The 18128-nt window shown below is 71.4% G+C and carries 22 protein-coding genes; 17 read left to right on the top strand and 5 right to left on the bottom strand.

Annotation, left to right across the window (positions count from 1 at the left end; genetic code table 11):
- Positions 1–103 precede the first annotated feature (103 nt).
- Positions 104–1210, top strand: a complete 1107-nt coding sequence (locus B7767_RS26175; protein ID WP_085574339.1) for an amidohydrolase family protein — start codon at positions 104–106, stop codon at positions 1208–1210.
- An 18-nt stretch (positions 1211–1228) separates the two neighbouring features.
- Entirely contained in the window at positions 1229–1963 is a 735-nt protein-coding gene (locus tag B7767_RS26170; RefSeq protein WP_085574338.1) for a nucleotidyltransferase domain-containing protein, read from the top strand.
- Here B7767_RS26170 and B7767_RS26165 read toward each other — a convergent pair.
- From B7767_RS26165 to B7767_RS26150, 4 genes are all read right to left on the bottom strand, one after another.
- Positions 1921–2949: a heme A synthase gene (locus B7767_RS26165; RefSeq protein WP_371102953.1), complete on the bottom strand. Its 1029-nt coding sequence runs from the start codon at positions 2947–2949 to the stop codon at positions 1921–1923. The genes B7767_RS26170 and B7767_RS26165 overlap by 43 nt on opposite strands.
- Before the next feature lie 175 nt (positions 2950–3124).
- Positions 3125–3895: an ABC transporter permease gene (locus B7767_RS26160; RefSeq protein WP_179167290.1), complete on the bottom strand. Its 771-nt coding sequence runs from the start codon at positions 3893–3895 to the stop codon at positions 3125–3127.
- Complete coding sequence (locus B7767_RS26155) at positions 3892–4815, bottom strand: ABC transporter ATP-binding protein (RefSeq protein ID WP_085574336.1); 924 nt, start codon at positions 4813–4815, stop codon at positions 3892–3894. Before B7767_RS26155 ends, B7767_RS26160 begins: the two co-directional genes overlap by 4 nt.
- A gap of 31 nt (positions 4816–4846) precedes the next feature.
- The gene (locus B7767_RS26150; protein ID WP_085574335.1) at positions 4847–5659 is read right to left on the bottom strand and encodes an aminoglycoside N(3)-acetyltransferase; all 813 of its coding nucleotides are present in this window, start codon (positions 5657–5659) and stop codon (positions 4847–4849) included.
- 161 nt (positions 5660–5820) lie between these two features.
- Here B7767_RS26150 and B7767_RS26145 point away from each other — a divergent pair, with 161 nt between their 5' ends.
- The 13 genes from B7767_RS26145 to B7767_RS26085 all read left to right on the top strand — a co-directional run bounded on the left by B7767_RS26145 (position 5821) and on the right by B7767_RS26085 (position 16350).
- Positions 5821–6534 carry a metalloregulator ArsR/SmtB family transcription factor gene (locus B7767_RS26145; protein ID WP_085574334.1) on the top strand — a complete coding sequence of 238 codons (714 nt, stop codon included), beginning with the start codon at positions 5821–5823 and terminating at the stop codon, positions 6532–6534.
- Positions 6531–7952: a Fe-S cluster assembly protein SufB gene (gene sufB / locus B7767_RS26140; protein ID WP_073937092.1), complete on the top strand. Its 1422-nt coding sequence runs from the start codon at positions 6531–6533 to the stop codon at positions 7950–7952. Before B7767_RS26145 ends, sufB begins: the two co-directional genes overlap by 4 nt.
- A gap of 59 nt (positions 7953–8011) precedes the next feature.
- Positions 8012–9196 carry a Fe-S cluster assembly protein SufD gene (gene sufD / locus B7767_RS26135; protein WP_085574333.1) on the top strand — a complete coding sequence of 395 codons (1185 nt, stop codon included), beginning with the start codon at positions 8012–8014 and terminating at the stop codon, positions 9194–9196.
- The gene (locus tag B7767_RS26130; RefSeq protein ID WP_073937090.1) at positions 9193–9510 is read left to right on the top strand and encodes a non-heme iron oxygenase ferredoxin subunit; all 318 of its coding nucleotides are present in this window, start codon (positions 9193–9195) and stop codon (positions 9508–9510) included. Before sufD ends, B7767_RS26130 begins: the two co-directional genes overlap by 4 nt.
- A 7-nt stretch (positions 9511–9517) precedes the next feature.
- Positions 9518–10282: a Fe-S cluster assembly ATPase SufC gene (gene sufC / locus B7767_RS26125; protein WP_085574332.1), complete on the top strand. Its 765-nt coding sequence runs from the start codon at positions 9518–9520 to the stop codon at positions 10280–10282.
- The gene (locus B7767_RS26120) at positions 10279–11535 is read left to right on the top strand and encodes a cysteine desulfurase (protein WP_085574331.1); all 1257 of its coding nucleotides are present in this window, start codon (positions 10279–10281) and stop codon (positions 11533–11535) included. Before sufC ends, B7767_RS26120 begins: the two co-directional genes overlap by 4 nt.
- Positions 11536–11546: 11 nt before the next feature.
- Positions 11547–12011 carry a Fe-S cluster assembly sulfur transfer protein SufU gene (gene sufU / locus B7767_RS26115; RefSeq protein WP_073937087.1) on the top strand — a complete coding sequence of 155 codons (465 nt, stop codon included), beginning with the start codon at positions 11547–11549 and terminating at the stop codon, positions 12009–12011.
- Positions 12008–12340: a metal-sulfur cluster assembly factor gene (locus B7767_RS26110; protein ID WP_030224563.1), complete on the top strand. Its 333-nt coding sequence runs from the start codon at positions 12008–12010 to the stop codon at positions 12338–12340. Before sufU ends, B7767_RS26110 begins: the two co-directional genes overlap by 4 nt.
- A gap of 80 nt (positions 12341–12420) precedes the next feature.
- Positions 12421–12741, top strand: a complete 321-nt coding sequence (locus B7767_RS26105; protein WP_085574354.1) for a multidrug efflux SMR transporter — start codon at positions 12421–12423, stop codon at positions 12739–12741.
- Positions 12742–13030: 289 nt separating this feature from the next.
- Positions 13031–14020 carry a 2,3,4,5-tetrahydropyridine-2,6-dicarboxylate N-succinyltransferase gene (gene dapD, locus B7767_RS26100; protein ID WP_085574330.1) on the top strand — a complete coding sequence of 330 codons (990 nt, stop codon included), beginning with the start codon at positions 13031–13033 and terminating at the stop codon, positions 14018–14020.
- Positions 14021–14157: 137 nt separating this feature from the next.
- Complete coding sequence (locus tag B7767_RS26095) at positions 14158–14397, top strand: hypothetical protein (RefSeq protein ID WP_085574329.1); 240 nt, start codon at positions 14158–14160, stop codon at positions 14395–14397.
- A 166-nt stretch (positions 14398–14563) separates the two neighbouring features.
- A complete protein-coding gene (locus B7767_RS26090) occupies positions 14564–15124 on the top strand; it encodes a SigE family RNA polymerase sigma factor (protein ID WP_085574328.1) in 561 nt (186 codons plus the stop codon).
- Positions 15121–16350: a hypothetical protein gene (locus B7767_RS26085; RefSeq protein WP_085574327.1), complete on the top strand. Its 1230-nt coding sequence runs from the start codon at positions 15121–15123 to the stop codon at positions 16348–16350. The genes B7767_RS26090 and B7767_RS26085 overlap by 4 nt, the downstream gene beginning before the upstream one ends.
- A gap of 6 nt (positions 16351–16356) precedes the next feature.
- On the opposite strand, the gene dapA is transcribed toward B7767_RS26085, so the two are convergent.
- On the bottom strand, positions 16357–17241 hold the full coding sequence (dapA, locus tag B7767_RS26080; protein ID WP_085574326.1) for a 4-hydroxy-tetrahydrodipicolinate synthase: 885 nt from the start codon (positions 17239–17241) through the stop codon (positions 16357–16359).
- 131 nt (positions 17242–17372) lie between these two features.
- On the opposite strand from dapA, the gene B7767_RS26075 reads away from it, so the two are divergent.
- Both B7767_RS26075 and B7767_RS26070 read left to right on the top strand, forming a co-directional pair.
- The gene (locus tag B7767_RS26075; protein WP_085574325.1) at positions 17373–17789 is read left to right on the top strand and encodes a phage holin family protein; all 417 of its coding nucleotides are present in this window, start codon (positions 17373–17375) and stop codon (positions 17787–17789) included.
- 8 nt (positions 17790–17797) lie between these two features.
- The coding region (locus B7767_RS26070) for a DUF3618 domain-containing protein (protein ID WP_256923576.1) at positions 17798–18128 on the top strand (331 nt) is incomplete at its 3' end.

The raw sequence follows: 18128 nt of genomic DNA, 5'->3' as shown, positions 1-18128 counted from the left end.
CCCGCCCCCGCCGAACCGACCGGCACCCGGCGGACGCGCGACCTCTTCCGGGGTTCACCCGTTAGGACCTGTGACGCACACGGTCCATTACGGGGAGCCCCGGATGATCGAAACGCCCTCACTCGTGGACCAGTACTGCCACGGAGTGCTCCGCACGGAGCTGGGCCTGGGCACCTTCGAGGCCCAGCTCGCTCCCACCGAGGGCCCGCCCGCCCCCGGCACCACCCTCTTCGACACCCAGACCGGATTCGCCGTACGCCGCTGGTGTCCGCCCCTGCTCGGCCTGGAACCGCACTGCCCGCCCGCCCACTACCTCGCCCGGCGCCGTGAACTCGGCGTGATCGAGGCAGGGCGGCGGCTGCTGCGGGGCAGCGGCATCACCGCCTACCTCGTCGACACCGGGCTGCCCGGCGACCTCACGGGACCCACCGAGCTGGGCACGGCCGGGGACGCCGAGGCGCACGAGATCGTCCGCCTGGAACAGCTCGCCGAACAGGTCGCCGACACCTCCGGCACCGTCGAGTCCTTCCTCGCCAACCTCGCCGAGTCGGTGCACGCGGCCGCCGCGCACGCCGTCGCCTTCACCTCCGTCGCCGGCGTACGGCACGGTCTGGCGCTCGCCCCCGAGCCGCCCGGACCGGGGGAGGTGCGGGGCGCGGCGGGGCGCTGGCTGGCCGCACGCCGGGTCGGGGACGAACTGAGCGACCCCGTGCTGCTGCGGCATCTGCTGTGGATCGCCGTCGCCTCGGGCCGGCCCCTCCAGCTCCACGCCGGTCTCGCCGCACCGGGCGCCCGCGTCGACCGCACCGACCCGGTCCTGCTGACCGACTTCGTCCGGGCCACCGCCGGTCTCGGCACCGACCTGGTGCTGCTGCACGGCTACCCGTACCACCGTCACGCCGCCCATCTCGCCGGTGTCTTCCCGCACGTCCACGCCGACTGCGGCGCCGCCCTGGTCCGCACCGGCGCCCGCGCGGCGACCGTCCTCGCGGAGATCCTGGAACTCGCCCCCTTCGGCAAGGTCCTCTTCTCCAGCGGCGCCCGCGGCCTGCCCGAGCTGCACGTCGTCGCCGCCCACCTGTTCCGCGAGGCGCTCGGCCGGGTGCTGGGCACCTGGGTGGCCGAGGGGGCGTGGTCGCTCGACGACGCCCAGCGGGTGGCCGGCCTGATCGCCTCGGGGAACGCGGGCAGGGTGTACGGACTGGACTGATCCGTGAAGACTGGGCGGATGCCGACCGACGCGTTGCTCGACCGCTTCCTCACCGGCCTGGCGCCGCTCGACCCGGTGGCCGTGTGGGCGCACGGTTCACTGGCCGCCGGTGACTACCGGGAGGGCCGCAGCGATCTGGACGTGATCGCGGTCCTGGACCACCCGGTCACGCCCCGGACGCCGTGGCGCGTCGCGCTGCTGCACGCGCGGCTGCGGGAGGAGCCGCTCGCCGACCGGCTGCACTGCACCTACCTGACGCCACGGACCGCGGCGGACGCCGGGCGGCGCCACCTGACCTGGGCGCACGAACAGCTCTTCAAGCGCCCCGTCACCCCGGTCACCCGCACGGAACTGCACACCTTCGGCCGGGTCCTGCACGGGGTGCCGCCCGCGGACGTACTGCCGCCGGTGCCGGACGGCGAGCTCGCCGCGTTCGTGGTGCGCGACCAGCGCGACTACTGGCGGCGGGAGGTGGACCGGGCGGCCAACTGGACCCGGGACGTGTGGGTCGACCTGGGCCTGCTGACCTTCGCCCGCGCCACCGTCACCCTCCGCGAGGGCCGCCTGATCACCAAACGGGAGGCCCTGGACGTCCTGCCCGGCCTCGGCGCGCCCGGCGAGGTCGTGGAGGACATCAGGAGACGACGCTACGAGGATCCCGCGCCGCCCGCCGAGGGGTGGACCCTGCGCCGGGCCCGGCTGACCAGGGACTACCTGGGGCCGGCGATCGACGCGCTGGTGGCGGGCTCCTGAGCAGCCGGTACGACCGCGTCCGGTACCGCGGCCGCAGGCCGCTCGCGCAGCGACAGCAGCACCCGCAGCACCCAGATCCACATCACGCAGGAGCCGAACATGTGCAGGCCGACCAGGACCTCGGGGAGGTCGGTGAAGTACTGCACATAGCCGATGGCGCCCTGCGCGAGCAGGATCAGGAACAGCTCGCGGGTGCGGGCCGGCGGGCCCTCGGGGGCGTCGACCGCCTTCAGGACGAACCACAGGGCGAACGTCAGCGTCACCACGATCCACGCCAGTACGGCGTGCAGCTTGCTGACCGTCTCCCAGTCGACCGGCATCCGCGGGACCTCGCTGGAGTCACCCGCGTGCGGGCCCGCGCCGGTCACCACCGTGCCGACCGCGATCAGCAGCACGGAGGCGGCCACCATGAACCACACCAGCTGCTGCACGGCCTTGCCGACCAGCGGCCGGGGTTCCGCGTCCCCCTCCCGGGTGCGCTGCCACATCACCGTGGCGACCGCGATCAGCGCGGTGGAGAGCAGGAAGTGCGCCGCGACCGTGTACGGGTTCAGGCCGACGAGGACGACGATGCCGCCGAGGATCGCGTTGCCCATGACGACCCAGAACTGCGTCCAGCCCAGCAGGGTGAGGCTGCGCCGGTACGGCTTCTCCGAGCGCGCGGCGATGATCGCCCAGCCGACGGCGGCGCAGAGCACGTACGTCAGCAGGCGGTTGCCGAACTCGATGACGCCGTGCAGGCCCATCTCGCTGGTCGTGGTGAGGGAGTCGTCGGTGCACTTGGGCCAGGTCGGGCAGCCCAGGCCGGAGCCGGTCAGGCGCACGGCACCGCCGGTGACCACGATGACGACCGCCATGACGAGCGCGGCGAGGGCCGCCCGGCGGACGGTCCGGGGGTCCGGGGTCCAGCGTGCGGCGATGAAGGCGAGCGGGTTGCGCAGGGCCGCCTGGGCGTCGGCGCGGGTCACGTTTGGCACGCGTCCCATCGTAGGACGCCGCTTGTGCATGCTTTCACGAGGGTCCGTCTTGGCCGGGGCGTGCGCGGCCCGGCGCTTGCGGGGTGCCTCCCTTGTGAGTGGGAGGTGCCCCAGATCGGCGGGGGCACCTCCCACTCACAAGGGAGGCACTGAGGGAGGCACGGGACTGCCCGCGGACGGGGCCTCACTCCCAGCGGAAGAGCTTCCCGGCCGCCGTGAGACCCGCGACCGCCCACACGGCGAGGATGCCGAGGTCGGCCCACGGCACTCCGGCCCCGTCCCGGAGCACGTCCCGCAGGCCCTCCGAGAGCGCGGAGATCGGCAGCAGGCCCAGGACGTCCTGGGCCGGACCCGGGAACTCGTCCAGCGGTACGACCACCCCGCCGCCGACGAGCAGCAGCAGGAACACCAGGTTGGCGGCGGCGAGCGTCGCCTCGGCCTTGAGGGTGCCCGCCATCAGCAGGCCGAGCCCGGAGAAGGCGGCCGTGCCGAGGACCAGCAGCAGGAACACCGCGAAGGGGTTGCCCTGCGGGGACCAGCCGAGCGCGAGCGCGATCACCGTGACGAGGATCACCTGGAGGACCTCGGTGACCAGCACCGACAGCGTCTTCGCGGCCATCAGTCCCCAGCGCGGCAGCGGCGACGAGGCCAGCCGCTTCAGCACGCCGTACCGACGCTCGAAGCCGGTCGCGATGGCCTGCCCGGTGAACGCCGTCGACATCACCGCGAGCGCGAGGACGCCGGGGGCCAGGAAGTCCACCGCCTCGCCCTCACCGGTGTCCACCACGTCCACGGTGCTGAAGAGCACCAGCAGCAGCGTGGGGATGATCACCGTCAGCAGCAGCTGCTCGCCGTTGCGCAGCAGCATCCTCGTCTCGAGCGCGGCCTGCGCGGCGATCATGCGCGCCAGGGGAGCGGCCCCCGGCTTCGGGGTGTAGGCGCCGGTGGCCGTCACGAACGCAGCTCCTTGCCGGTGAGTTCCAGGAAGACGTCCTCGAGGGTGTGCCGTTCGACCGAGATCCGGTCCGGCATCACCCCGTGCTGCGCGCACCAGGACGTCACCGTGGCGAGCAGTTGCGGGTCGACCTCGCCGACGACCCGGTACGAGCCCGGGGCCACCTCGGCGCCCGAGGAACCGGGGGGCAGCGCCTTCAGCAGGGACGCCACGTCCAGGCCCGGCCGTCCGGAGAAGCGGAGCGTGTTCTCTGCGCCGCCCCTGCACAGTTCCTCGGGGGAGCCCTGGGCGATGACCCGGCCGGCGTCGATGACCGCCACGTCGTCGGCGAGCTGTTCGGCCTCGTCCATGTAGTGGGTGGTGAGGATGACGGAGACGCCGTCCGCGCGCAGGTCCCGGACCAGGTCCCAGGTGGCGCGGCGGGCCTGCGGGTCGAGGCCGGCGGTCGGCTCGTCCAGGAACACCAGCTCCGGGCGCCCCACCACGGCCATCGCCAGCGCGAGCCGCTGCTGCTGGCCGCCGGAGAGCCGCCGGTACGACGTACGGCCGCAGGACCCGAGCCCGAGGCGCTCGATCAGCGCGTCCACGTCCAGCGGGTGCGCGTGCAGCTTCGCCACGTGGCGGAGCATCTCGTCGGCCCGTGCGCCCGAGTAGACGCCGCCGGACTGGAGCATCACCCCGACGCGGGGCCGCAGCGCCGCCGACTGCCTCACCGGGTCGAGACCCAGGACGCGCACCGTGCCGGAATCCGGCCGCCGGTACCCCTCGCAGGTCTCGACCGTGGTCGTCTTGCCCGCCCCGTTGGGGCCGAGCACGGCGGTCACGCCCTGCCGGGCCACCAGGTCGAGGCCGTCCACCGCGGTCTTCGTGCCGTACCGCTTCACCAGGGCCTGCACCTGGACCACGGGCTCACTTCGCATGGGTCACGAGTCTAGGGAGGCGGCCGGGGGCTCAGAGCGCCGGGTGCCCGCACCCCTCTTCACGGGGACGGTGCGTCGCCAGCCAGCGCTCGGCGTAGGCCACCGCGTCCGCCACGGGGAACAGCCGTGCCCCGGCCGCCCCGACCCGGCCGCGCACGACGGGACGGTCCCGTTCGAAGTCGTGTCCCAGCTCGTCGAAGCGCTCGGAGGTGATCGACACCTCGGTCACCGTCTCCCAGCCGTCCGGACCGGGGCGGCCCACCGCCACGCGCGGGGACGGGAGGCGGTACTCGGCGAGGTGGAAGGCGGTGCAGGTGTCGTATCCGGCGCCGAGCAGCAGCACCCGCGCACCCGTCCGCTCCAGCTTCGCCAGCGGGCTGCGCTCTCCGAGCCGGCAGTCGGCCGCGTGCCCCGCGACGGTCTCCGCCGCGCGGGCGCCCACCGCCGCGAAGGACGTCTGGGGGTGCTCGCTGCGCACCGCGCCCGGCCAGGTCCGTACGGTCTCGGGGATCACCCCGACCCCGCGCGAGGGCGTGGTCAGCGGGTCGTAGGCGGGCATGGTCGCCCGGACGGTCTCCCACCACTCCTCGGGCACCGGCGGTGCCTGCCACAGCGCCGGGTCGGAGAGGTCCGCGGACTGGGTGGGCACCACCAGCGTGCCGTCCGGACCCAGCGCGTCCAGCAGCGCCCGGACGACCGTGACCGGTCCGCCGTTGACCCAGCCGAGGGAGCTGAGCGAGGTGTGCGCGAGGAGGGTCTCGCCGGGCCGCACGCCCAGCTCGCGCAGTTGCGCGGTGAGGGTGTCACGGGTGACAAGAGGGCCGGTCGGAGGGGGTGTGGGCATGGTCCCGGAGTGTCCCGGAAGGCGCCGCGGGACGCCACCGATTTGATCGATCAAAGATCGTTTCCGCAGGTCACGTTAGGTATACCTAAGTGATGCAGCGCACCTTCGGGCCGTCCGGGCGCGGCTTGCCCGGCTCGGATGAATTACGCAACAATGGCGTTGTGAAAAACGTCGGCGAGGCTCCCCACGAGGAACTGGCAACCGGTGAGCGGTCCACCCGCAACCGCGTCGCCCGCTCCATCCTGGACCACGGCCCGTCGACCGTCGCCGAGCTCGCCGAGCGGCTCGGCCTCACCCAGGCGGCCGTACGCCGGCACCTGGACGCGCTGGCCGCCGACAACGTCGTGGAAGCCCGCGAGCGGCGCGTCTACGGCGCGCGCACGCGCGGGCGCCCGGCCAAGGTCTTCGCCCTCACCGACTGCGGGCGGGACGCCTTCGACCAGTCGTACGACAAACTGGCCCTGGACGCCCTGCGGTGGATCGGTGAGCGGGAGGGCGGCGGCGAGGCGATCGCCGCGTTCGCCCGCGCCCGGATCGCGGCCCAGGCGGACGCCTACCGCAAGGCGGTCGAGGCCGCGGCCCCCGAGGAGCGGACGGAAGCGTTGGCCAAGGCCCTGAGCGTGGACGGGTACGCTGCGACTGCGCGCAGCGCGCCGGTCGGTGAGCAGCTCTGCCAGCACCACTGCCCGGTCGCCCACGCCGCCGAGAAGTTCCCGCAGCTCTGCGAGGCCGAGACGGAATTTTTCGCCGAGCTCCTCGGTACGCATGTGCAGCGACTGGCCACCATCGCGCACGGCGACGGCGTCTGCACGACGTTCATCCCCAAGATTTCCCACCACGCATCTGAAAGCACGTCCGGGAGGAACCCCGCATGACTCTCCCCACGGAGACTGCCCACCCCGAGCTGGAGGGTCTGGGCAACTACGAATACGGCTGGGCCGACCGTGACGAGGCCGGTGCGTCGGCGCGCCGCGGCCTGAACGAGGACGTCGTCCGGGACATCTCCGCGAAGAAGGACGAGCCGGAGTGGATGACCAAGCTCCGCCTCAAGGGCCTGCGCCTGTTCGAGAAGAAGCCCATGCCGAACTGGGGCTCCGACCTCTCCGGCATCGACTTCGACAACATCAAGTACTTCGTGCGCTCCACGGAGAAGCAGGCGGAGTCCTGGGAGGACCTGCCCGAGGACATCAAGAACACCTACGACAAGCTGGGCATCCCGGAGGCCGAGAAGAAGCGCCTCGTCGCCGGTGTCGCCGCCCAGTACGAGTCGGAGGTCGTCTACCACCAGATCCGTGAGGACCTGGAGGAGCAGGGCGTCATCTTCCTCGACACCGACACCGCCCTGAAGGAGCACCCGGAGCTCTTCAAGGAGTACTTCGGCACGGTCATCCCGGTCGGCGACAACAAGTTCGCGTCGCTGAACTCCGCCGTGTGGTCGGGCGGCTCCTTCATCTACGTCCCGCCGGGCGTGCACGTCGAGATCCCGCTCCAGGCCTACTTCCGGATCAACACCGAGAACATGGGCCAGTTCGAGCGGACCCTGATCATCGTCGACGAGGGTGCCTACGTGCACTACGTCGAGGGCTGCACCGCCCCGATCTACAAGAGCGACTCCCTGCACAGCGCGGTCGTCGAGATCATCGTCAAGAAGAACGCCCGCTGCCGCTACACGACCATCCAGAACTGGTCGAACAACGTCTACAACCTGGTCACCAAGCGCGCCGTGGCCTACGAGGGCGCGACCATGGAGTGGGTCGACGGCAACATCGGCTCCAAGGTGACGATGAAGTACCCGGCCGTCTACCTCATGGGCGAGCACGCCAAGGGCGAGACGCTGTCCATCGCCTTCGCCGGCGAGGGCCAGCACCAGGACGCGGGCGCCAAGATGGTCCACATGGCCCCGAACACCTCGTCCAACATCGTCTCCAAGTCGGTGGCGCGCGGCGGTGGCCGCACCTCCTACCGCGGTCTGATCGAGATCGGCGAGGGCGCCCCGGGCTCCAAGTCCAACGTGCTCTGCGACGCGCTGCTCGTCGACACCATCTCCCGCTCGGACACCTACCCCTACGTGGACGTCCGCGAGGACGACGTGTCCATGGGCCACGAGGCGACCGTCTCCAAGGTCTCCGAGGACCAGCTCTTCTACCTGATGAGCCGCGGCCTGAGCGAGTTCGAGGCGATGGCGATGATCGTGCGCGGCTTCGTCGAGCCGATCGCCAAGGAACTGCCGATGGAGTACGCGCTCGAGCTCAACCGGCTGATCGAGCTGCAGATGGAAGGCGCGGTCGGCTAAGCACCGGCGCCGTTCCGTCAAGCCCCCTTACGCAAAGGAAAGCGAGCACTACGACAGCCATGGCTGAGGCTCAGAACATCCCCGTGGGTTCCACCACCGCGGGCTCGATCGCGGTCGCCGCGGAGTCGACCGTCGCGACCCGCATGAGCGCGCCCCCGTCCTTCGACGTGGCGGACTTCCCCGTCCCCCACGGCCGCGAGGAGGAGTGGCGGTTCACCCCGCTGGAGCGGCTGCGCGGTCTGCACGACGGCACCGCCACCGCCACCGACGCGGGCCTCAAGGTCACCGTCGAGGCGCCCGAGGGCGTCGTCGTCGAGACCGTCGGCCGCGACGACGCGCGGCTCGGCCGCGCCGGCACCCCGGTGGACCGCGTCGCCGCCCAGGCGTACTCCGCCTTCGAGCGGGCCTCGGTCGTGACCGTGCCCAAGGAGACCGTCCTCACCGAGCCGATCCGCATCGCGGTGCACGGCGAGGGCGGCACCGCCTACGCCCACCAGGTGATCGAGCTCGGCGCCTTCGCCGAGGCCCTCGTGGTCATCGACCACACCGGTGACGCGGTGCTCGCCGCCAACGTCGAGTACGTGCTCGGCGACGGCGCCAAGCTCACCGTCGTCTCCGTCCAGGACTGGGACGACAAGGCGGTGCACGCCGCCCAGCACGACGCCCTCCTCGGCCGCGACGCCTCCTTCAAGTCGGTGATCGTCACCTTCGGCGGCGACGTCGTACGCCTCCACCCGCGCGTCACCTACGCGGGCCCCGGCGGCGAGGCCGAGCTGTTCGGCCTGTACTTCACCGACAAGGGGCAGCACCAGGAGCACCGCCTCCTCGTCGACCACAACGTGCCGCACTGCAAGTCCAACGTCGTCTACAAGGGCGCGCTCCAGGGCGACGACGCGCACGCCGTGTGGATCGGTGACGTGCTCATCGAGGCCAAGGCCGAGGGCACCGACACCTACGAGATGAACCGCAACCTGGTCCTCACCGACGGCGCCCGCGTCGACTCCGTGCCCAACCTGGAGATCGAGACCGGTGAGATCGTCGGCGCCGGCCACGCCTCCGCGACCGGCCGCTTCGACGACGAGCAGCTCTTCTACCTGATGGCCCGCGGCATCCCCGAGCAGGACGCCCGCCGCCTGGTGGTCCGCGGCTTCTTCGCCGAACTCGTCCAGCAGATCGGCGTCCCGGACATCGAGGAGCGCCTGATCGCCAAGATCGAGGAGGAGCTGGAGGCGGCGGTCGCATGACGTACCGACGCGCCTGCGGGCTGAGCGAGCTGGAGGAGGACACCCCGAAAAGGGTGGAACTCGACGGCACGCCGGTCTCCATCGTGCGGACCGAGGGGGAGGTGTTCGCGATCCACGACATCTGCTCGCACGCGAACGTCTCCCTCGCGGAGGGCGAGGTGGACGACTGCCACATCGAGTGCTGGCTGCACGGCTCGCGTTTCGACCTCCGTTCCGGCAAGCCCGACGCCCTCCCGGCGACGCGCCCCGTCCCCGTATACCCCGTAAAGATCGAAGGGGACGACGTGCTCGTCTCCCTCACCCAGGAGTCCTGAGGCACCCATGGCAACGCTTGAAATCCGAGACCTGCACGTCACCGTCGAGGCCGACAACGCCACGAAGGAGATCCTCAAGGGCGTCGACCTGACCGTGAAGCAGGGCGAGACGCACGCCATCATGGGCCCCAACGGCTCCGGCAAGTCGACCCTCGCCTACTCCCTCGCGGGTCACCCCAAGTACACGATCACCGGCGGCACCGTCACCCTCGACGGCGAGGACGTCCTGGAGATGTCCGTCGACGAGCGCGCCCGCGCCGGCCTCTTCCTCGCCATGCAGTACCCGGTCGAGGTCCCCGGCGTCTCCGTCTCCAACTTCCTGCGCACCTCCGCCACCGCCGTCCGCGGCGAGGCCCCCAAGCTGCGCACCTGGGTGAAGGAGGTCAAGGAGGCCATGGAGCGCCTCAACATGGACCCCGCCTTCGCCGAGCGCAACGTCAACGAGGGCTTCTCCGGCGGTGAGAAGAAGCGCCACGAGATCCTCCAGCTCGAACTGCTCAAGCCGAAGGTCGCGATCCTCGACGAGACCGACTCCGGCCTCGACGTCGACGCCCTGCGCGTCGTCTCCGAGGGCGTCAACCGCGTCCGCGAGTCCGGCGAGGTCGGCACCCTGCTGATCACGCACTACACGCGCATCCTGCGCTACATCAAGCCCGACCACGTCCACGTCTTCGCGGCCGGACGGATCGCCGAGTCCGGCGGCGCGGAGCTCGCCGACCAGCTCGAGGCAGAGGGCTACGACAAGTACGTGAAGGGTGGCGCATCCGAGTGACACAGCTGCCGGGCCTCCTCGACACCGAGGCGATCCGCAAGGACTTCCCCATCCTGGACCGTCAGGTCCACGACGGCCGGAAGCTCGTGTACCTGGACAACGCGGCGACCTCGCAGAAGCCGCGTCAGGTGCTGGACGCCCTGAGCGAGTACTACGAGCGCTACAACGCCAACGTCCACCGCGGTGTGCATGTGCTCGCCGAGGAGGCCACGGCGCTGTACGAGGGTGCGCGCGACAAGGTCGCGGAGTTCGTCAACGCCCCCTCGCGCGACGAGGTGATCTTCACCAAGAACGCCTCGGAGTCGCTCAACCTCGTGGCCAACATGCTCGGCTGGGCCGACGAGCCCTACCGGGTGGACCACGAGACCGAGATCGTCATCACGGAGATGGAGCACCACTCCAACATCGTGCCGTGGCAGCTGCTCGCGCAGCGCACCGGCGCGAAGCTGAAGTGGTTCGGGCTGACCGACGACGGCCGGCTCGACCTCTCCAACATCGACGAGGTCATCACCGAGAAGACGAAGATCGTCTCCTTCGTGCTGGTCTCCAACATCCTGGGCACGGTCAACCCGGTCGAGGCGATCGTGCGCCGCGCCCAGGAGGTCGGCGCGCTCGTCTGCGTCGACGCCTCCCAGGCCGCGCCGCACATGCCGCTGGACGTCCAGGCCCTCCAGGCCGACTTCGTGGCCTTCACCGGCCACAAGATGTGCGGCCCGACCGGCATAGGCGTGCTCTGGGGCCGCCAGGAGCTGCTGGAGGACCTGCCCCCGTTCCTCGGCGGCGGCGAGATGATCGAGACCGTGTCGATGAGCTCGTCGACCTACGCGCCGGCCCCGCACAAGTTCGAGGCGGGCACCCCGCCGATCGCCCAGGCGGTCGGTCTCGGCGCGGCGATCGACTACCTGTCGGCCATCGGCATGGACAAGATCCTCGCCCATGAGCACGCCATCACCGAGTACGCGGTCAAGCGCCTGGCCGAGGTCCCGGACCTGCGCATCATCGGCCCCGCCACGGCCGAGGACCGGGGCGCGGCGATCTCGTTCACGCTCGGCGACATCCACCCGCACGACGTGGGCCAGGTCCTCGACGAACAGGGCATCGCGGTACGCGTGGGTCATCACTGCGCCCGCCCTGTCTGCCTGCGGTACGGAATTCCCGCGACCACGCGAGCGTCGTTCTATCTGTACTCCACGCCGGCCGAGATCGACGCACTGGTCGACGGCCTGGAGCACGTACGGAACTTCTTCGGATGAGGAGCTGAGGCGTGAAGCTGGACTCCATGTACCAGGACGTCATCCTGGACCACTACAAGAACCCGCACGGGCGTGGTCTCAGGGACGGCGACGCCGAGGTGCACCACGTCAACCCGACGTGCGGTGACGAGATCACGCTCCGCGTGAAGTACGACGGCACGAAGATCAGCGACGTCAGCTACGAGGGACAGGGCTGCTCCATCAGCCAGGCCTCCGCCTCCGTGCTGAACGACCTGCTGGTCGGCAAGGACCTCGCCGAGGCGCAGCGGATCCAGGGGACCTTCCTGGAACTGATGCAGTCCAAGGGGAAGATCGAGCCCGACGACGCGATGGAGGAGATCCTGGAGGACGCGGTCGCGTTCGCCGGGGTGTCCAAGTACCCGGCCCGGGTGAAGTGCGCCCTCCTCAGCTGGATGGCGTGGAAGGACGCGACGGCCCAGGCGCTGGGCGCCGACGCCGAAAGGACAACGGCATGAGCGAGACCCTGGAGATGAAGCCGGCCTCGGAGGAGGAGCTCCGCGAGGCCCTGATGGACGTCGTCGACCCCGAACTGGGCATCGACGTCGTCAACCTCGGCCTCATCTACGGCATCCACGTCGACGACTCCAATGTGGCGACCGTCGACATGACCCTGACCTCCGCGGCCTGCCCGCTGACGGACGTCATCGAGGACCAGGCCAAGTCCGCCACGGACGGCCTGGTCAGCGAGTTGCGCATCAACTGGGTCTGGATGCCGCCGTGGGGCCCCGACAAGATCACGGACGACGGCCGTGAGCAGCTCCGGGCGCTGGGCTTCAACGTCTGAGCGAGCGGTTCGGTCGAGTGGCCCCCGGCAGCGTGCCGGGGGCCACTCGCATGTGGTCGTCCCTGGCTACGATCGCCGTCATGGGGTACGCACTGCTCGCCGGAGCCATCGCAGCGGAAGTGGTCGGGACGACCGCCATGAAGTACAGCGAGGGTTTCACCCGGCTCTGGCCGTCGGTCGTCACCGTCGCCGGGTACCTGGTGGCGTTCGCCCTGCTGGCACAGACCCTGAGGACCCTGTCGGTCGGGACGGCGTACGCCATCTGGTCCGGGGTCGGGACGGCCGCCATCGCGGTGATCGGCACGATGTTCATGGGCGAGGGACTCACCGTCGCCAAGGCCGGCGGCATCGCGCTGATCATCGCCGGGGTGGTGGTGCTCAATATGGGCGGGGCGCACTGACGGGGGCGCGTTGCCTCGGGCGGGGCTGCCTGATGGCGTGTGTGCCGTTCCGGGCGGGGCCGTTTCACGGCGTGCTGCGTCGCCCCGGACGGGCAGTTCCGCGGCGTGTGTGCCGCCCCGGACGGGCTGGTCGGCGGCGTGCGTGCCGTTCCGGACGGGGCTGTCCCGTGGCCGTGCGCGCCGCCCCGGCGGGTCCTCTCCCGGCGGGCCGCCGTTCGCGTGGACCGCACGCTGAGACGTGGTCCGTACCGGTTCGCGTCCGCGGGCACCGGTTGGTTAGGTTGCCCTCATGACCGACACGACTGCTCACAGCACCTCCGGCGCGGTGGCCGCCGGCCTCGCCACCGTCGCCGCCGACGGCACCGTTCTCGACACCTGGTTCCCCGCCCCCGTACTGGCCGACGAGCCCGGCCCGTCCGGCACCGAGCGGCTCTCCGCCGAGCAGGCCGCGGAACTCCTGGGCGGCGGCGCCACCGCGGCGGTCGGTCCGGACGCCCGCCGCGGCGTCGAGGTGGTCGCGGTCCGCACGGTCATCTCCTCGCTCGCCGAGAAGCCCGTCGACGCCCACGACGTCTACCTGCGCCTCCACCTGCTCTCCCACCGCCTGGTCCGGCCGCACGGCCAGAACCTGGACGGCATCTTCGCCCACCTCGCCAACGTCGCCTGGACCTCCCTCGGCCCGGTCGCCGTGGACGACCTGGAGAAGGTGCGGCTCAACGCCCGTGCCGAGGGCCTGCACCTGGCCGTCACCTCCGTCGACAAGTTCCCCCGCATGACGGACTACGTCGCCCCCAAGGGCGTCCGCATCGCCGACGCCGACCGTGTGCGGCTCGGCGCGCACCTCGCCGAGGGCACCACCGTCATGCACGAGGGCTTCGTCAACTTCAACGCCGGCACGCTCGGCACGTCGATGGTCGAGGGCCGTATCTCGGCCGGTGTCGTCGTCGGCGACGGCTCCGACATCGGCGGCGGCGCCTCCACCATGGGCACCCTCTCCGGCGGCGGCAACGTGCGCATCGTCATCGGCGAGCGCTGCCTGGTCGGCGCCGAGGCGGGCGTCGGCATCGCCCTCGGTGACGAGTGCGTGGTCGAGGCCGGCCTGTACGTCACCGCGGGCACCCGCGTCACCATGCCCGACGGTGAGGTCGTCAAGGCCCGTGAGCTGTCCGGCGCCTCCAACATCCTCTACCGCCGCAACTCCGTCACCGGCACGGTCGAGGCCCGCCCGAACAACGCGGTCTGGGGCGGCCTGAACGAGGTCCTGCACAGCCACAACTGAGCCGTCCGTCACACCCGTACGCTCTCGTACGGGTTACTCCCCGTGACTTCGGGGTCGTTTTGGCAGATGAACGGGTGGACACAGGGTCCGATCAGAAGCCGGGACGACTGACATACAGAAATGGGGACGAACGGGCGATGACGAACGAGTGGGTGTGGGGCGTGATCCGCTGTGCGGTCGGAGTGATGGGAGTGGCGTCCGTGCTGATGCTGTGCGGCACACTGGCCGGTTCCGCGTACGCGGACGAGACCAACACGGCCTCCCACAACGGTCACCGCGTCGGACTGATCAACGCCAACGTCGGTCAGATCGACGACCCCGCCGAGGACGTACTGGAGCACACCCTGCTGTTCGGGGACGGGTACACCTGGGACTGAGGGGCGCTCCGGCGGGCCGGACCGCAGCGCGTGGAAACGCGACGCGGTCCGGCCCGCTTTTTCTGTGAATTCGCTGAGCGGTGGCATAGCGGGAGCCGCCCGCGCGCGTCCATAGGGGCGCGGGGAGCGGACACAGGGCCCGCTCCCGGGTGAAGAGAAGGTGACGATGGATGCCGAAGCGCAGGAGAGTTTCCGGGAGTTCGTGGCGAACCGGTCGCCCGCACTGCTGAAGACCGCCGTCCTGCTGAGCGGCGGCGACCGGCACGCGGGCGAGGACCTGCTGCAGAACGCGCTGATCAAAGCGGCGGGCCGCTGGCACCGCATCGACGAACCCGAGGCGTACGTACGGCAGATCCTCTACCGGCAGCAGATCAGCCGCTGGCGGCTGAAACGGCGCGGGCGTGAACTCAGCGTGGCCGAACCGCCGGAACCCGGCACGGACGGGGACGCCGCCTCGGCCGACGCGGAGCTGCGTCTGCTGATGCGGGGTGCGCTGGCCCGGCTGACCGCGCGCCAGCGCACCATGCTGGTGCTGCGCTACTTCGAGGACCTGCCCGAGGCCGAGGTGGCCCGCATCCTGGGCTGCTCGGTGGGCACCGTACGGTCCACCACCCACCGTTCCCTGGCCCGGCTGCGCGCCCTCGCGCCCGAACTGCGCTCACTCGGCCGGTCCGAGGCCGAGCGGCGGCCGTCCGGTGACTACTCGCCCGTGGAGGTGCGGTCGTGAACGTCGACGAACTCGTGCGTGACGCGTTGCGTGAACAGGCGGCGGAACTGACCGCGCCCGGACCGGGATTCGCCGACCGGGTGCTGGCGGTACGGCGGCGGCGCCGGGTCCGCGGGCTGGTCGCCGTCGCCGCCGCGACGGCGGCGGTGATCACGGTCTCGGTGGGGGTGCCCGCGCTGGACTCCGGCGGAGGGGGGACGGGGCCCTCGGGCGGTGGAGTGGGGCAGACCGAGGTCGTCGCCCGGACCGGCCAGTCGCCGCCGCGGGAACTGCTGGCCGCCGGGGACGTGGCGATGGGCGCGTACTTCACCACCGAGAAGGTCCGGCGGAGCGAGGACCGCCTTGTCTCCGAGCGCACCTACTGGCTGCTCGACCCGGGGACCGGGAAGTACGAGAAGGACGACCGCTGGTCGTTCGCCGCCGTGGCCCCCGGGCTGAGGACCGCGGCCGTGCTGGAGCGGGAACTGCCCGCCGGGCGCATCGGGCTGCTCGATCTCGCCAGCGGCGAGGTCAAGCGGTGGATTCCGGTCGACCACGAGGTGGGGGGCCTGGCGTTCTCGCCGGACGGCCGCAGGCTCGTGGCGACGACGTACGGCGAGGATCCCGGTCTGCTGGTCAAGACCCAGGACTCGGACGGGTCGGTCGTGTGGGACCTGCCGCTCACCTCGTCCCGGAACGGGTTCCAGGTCATCGACGTGGCGTCGGGGGCCGGGACCTGGACCGAGGTGCGGACCAGTGACGATCCGCTCGACCCGGCGGGCTTCGTCAACGCCCGCCAGGACTTCGCCTTCAACGCCGACGGCCGCTTCGTCTGGGCGGGGCGGGCCGCCTCCGGCGGGGCCGCCCTGGACTTCTTCGACCTCGACGGCAACGCCGTCGTGCCGCCCGCGCGCGAGGCGCATCTGGTCTGGCACGTGGACGCCGGTCTGTCGCCGGACGGGCAGCGGCTCGCCGGTGACTTCGCGGGGAAGACCCGCAAGACGTCCTCCTGGATCCTCGACCCCCGCACCGGGGAGCAGGTCGCCGAGGTCCGCGGACAGCAACTGCTGGCCTGGGCCGACAGCGACTCGCTCGTCGCCTGGGACATCGGCGCCGACGGCGACGAGTTCCACCAGCGGCTGGTGCTGGTCACCGTGGGCAGCGACAAGGTGGTGCCGCTGAGCGGGTTCCGGTCGCCGAAGGACGACACGAAGGGGCGGTGGGAGCCGGTGTTCGTACGGCGGTGAGGCGGGTCAGGCGGTCGTCAGGCCGTCGTACACCGCTCTGAGCCCGTCGGCCGTCTTCCGGTCGGCGGGCCTCAGGGGTGGGCGGAGCGGGCCCGCGGGGAGGTTCAGGGCGGCGAGGAGGGCCTTCGCGGTGACCGTGCCGGGGAGGCCGTTCGACATCATCGCCTCGATCAGGGGCGTCACCTGTTGCTGGAGGTGCGCCGCGCGGGCCGTCTCGCCCGTGTCGAAGGCGTCCAGTACGGCGCGCACGTGACCGGGGACGACGTTGGCGACCGTGCTGACACAGCCGGCGGCGCCCACCGCGTAGAGGGCCAGGTTGTGTTCGTCGCAGCCCGCGTAGTACGCGAGGTCGGTGCGGGACATGACCTTCTGGGCGGCCAGGAAGTCGTACGAGCAGTCCTTGACCGCCTTGATACGGGGGTGTTCCGCCAGGCGGAGGAGGGTGTCCGGTTCGATGCGGACCCCGGTGCGGGACGGGATGTCGTACAGGGCGAGGGGGAGGCCCGTGGTCTCCGCGAGGGTGAGGAAGTGGGCCTCGATCGCGTCCTGCGGGGGTCTGCTGTAGTACGGGGCCACCACCAGGAGGGCGTCCGCGCCGGCCTTCTCCGCCTCGCGGGCCAGCCGTGCGGTGTGGGCCGTGTCGGGGGTGCCGACGCCCGCGACGATCGTCGCCCGAGCGCCGACGGCCTGGCGCACCGCCTTGACGAGGGACGACTTCTCCGCGTCGGTGGTGGTGGGGGACTCGCCCGTGGTTCCCGAGAGGACCAGGCCGTCGCAGCCGTGGGTGACCAGGTGGTCGGCCAGGTGCTGGGCGCCGTCCAGGTCGAGTGCGCCGGTGGGGGTGAACGGGGTGATCATCGCGCACAGGGTGCGGCCGAGGGGTGGGGTCATGGGGGTAGTGTCCGCCGGTGGGTGGTGAAGGTCTACTTAAATGTCGTGGCCATTACCGGTAAGTCTTGCTTTATGGATAGCGCCGGTGCGGTGGGGGTACTCGGGGTTCCCGACCCGAGAGGAGGCGCATCGTGACCGGAACCATCGAGCGACGGCCGGTTCGCGACGAGCACAGCGTGGGTGAGCTCGTCGGGCAGGCCACCGAACAGATTTCCCGGCTCGCACGGCAGGAAGTGGCGCTCGCCAAGGAGGAACTGGCGGAGAAGGGGCGCCGCGCGGGGCGCGGCGGCGGGATGCTGGGTGCGGCGGGGGCGTTCGGTTATGCGGGGCTGCTCGCGCTGGCCGGTACGGGTGTCGCCGCGCTGGACCTGGTGCTGCCGCTGTGGGCGGCGGCGCTCATCGTCACGGGGCTGCTGTTCGCCATCGCCGGTGTGCTCGCTCTTGCCGGTCGTGGGCAGTTGCGCCGGGCCACGCCGCCCAAACCCGAGCGGACCATGGGCAGTGTGAAGGCCGATGTCGAGGAGATCAAGGGAAGGGCGCACCGATGACGCACGACATGAGGCGCGCGGGGTCCCATGTGGATGCGGGCGCGGAGGCCGCGGCTGCGGGGCGCGGGGCCAAAGGACCGGACGAGCTGCGGCGGGAGATCGAGCGGACGCGGCACGAACTCGGCGACACCGTGGAGGAGTTGGCCGGGAAGATGGATGTGAAGGCGCGGGCGCGGGCGCGGGCCGACGACCTCCGGGACCGGGCCGGCGCGATGACCGTGCAGATGCGGAGCAGCGCGGCCCACGCCGGGGAGGCCGGCATGCGGCACCGCAAGCCGGTGATGATCGCCGGCGCGGTGATCGCGGTCGTGGCGGGGGGGGGGGGGGGGGGGCGCCCCC

Origin of the sequence: Streptomyces sp. 13-12-16 (assembly GCF_002114215.1) — a bacterium.
Lineage (GTDB): Bacteria > Actinomycetota > Actinomycetes > Streptomycetales > Streptomycetaceae > Streptomyces.
The sequence above is the reverse complement of the archived record's forward strand: the minus strand, read 5'-3'. Positions and strand labels throughout refer to the sequence as shown.

Bases quoted from the DNA above. Each gene is read 5' to 3' on its own strand.
- B7767_RS26105 (WP_085574354.1), top strand. From the start codon at position 12,421: ATGGGGTACGCACTGCTCGCCGGAGCCATCGCAGCGGAAGTGGTCGGG.
- sufB (WP_073937092.1), top strand. From the start codon at position 6,531: ATGACTCTCCCCACGGAGACTGCCCACCCCGAGCTGGAGGGTCTGGGC.
- dapD (WP_085574330.1), top strand. From the start codon at position 13,031: ATGACCGACACGACTGCTCACAGCACCTCCGGCGCGGTGGCCGCCGGC.
- dapA (WP_085574326.1), bottom strand. From the start codon at position 17,241: ATGACCCCACCCCTCGGCCGCACCCTGTGCGCGATGATCACCCCGTTC.
- B7767_RS26095 (WP_085574329.1), top strand. From the start codon at position 14,158: ATGACGAACGAGTGGGTGTGGGGCGTGATCCGCTGTGCGGTCGGAGTG.
- B7767_RS26170 (WP_085574338.1), top strand. From the start codon at position 1,229: ATGCCGACCGACGCGTTGCTCGACCGCTTCCTCACCGGCCTGGCGCCG.
- B7767_RS26150 (WP_085574335.1), bottom strand. From the start codon at position 5,659: ATGCCCACACCCCCTCCGACCGGCCCTCTTGTCACCCGTGACACCCTC.
- B7767_RS26165 (WP_371102953.1), bottom strand. From the start codon at position 2,949: ATGGGACGCGTGCCAAACGTGACCCGCGCCGACGCCCAGGCGGCCCTG.
- B7767_RS26110 (WP_030224563.1), top strand. From the start codon at position 12,008: ATGAGCGAGACCCTGGAGATGAAGCCGGCCTCGGAGGAGGAGCTCCGC.
- B7767_RS26175 (WP_085574339.1), top strand. From the start codon at position 104: ATGATCGAAACGCCCTCACTCGTGGACCAGTACTGCCACGGAGTGCTC.
- B7767_RS26090 (WP_085574328.1), top strand. From the start codon at position 14,564: ATGGATGCCGAAGCGCAGGAGAGTTTCCGGGAGTTCGTGGCGAACCGG.
- sufC (WP_085574332.1), top strand. From the start codon at position 9,518: ATGGCAACGCTTGAAATCCGAGACCTGCACGTCACCGTCGAGGCCGAC.
- B7767_RS26155 (WP_085574336.1), bottom strand. From the start codon at position 4,815: ATGCGAAGTGAGCCCGTGGTCCAGGTGCAGGCCCTGGTGAAGCGGTAC.
- sufD (WP_085574333.1), top strand. From the start codon at position 8,012: ATGGCTGAGGCTCAGAACATCCCCGTGGGTTCCACCACCGCGGGCTCG.
- B7767_RS26130 (WP_073937090.1), top strand. From the start codon at position 9,193: ATGACGTACCGACGCGCCTGCGGGCTGAGCGAGCTGGAGGAGGACACC.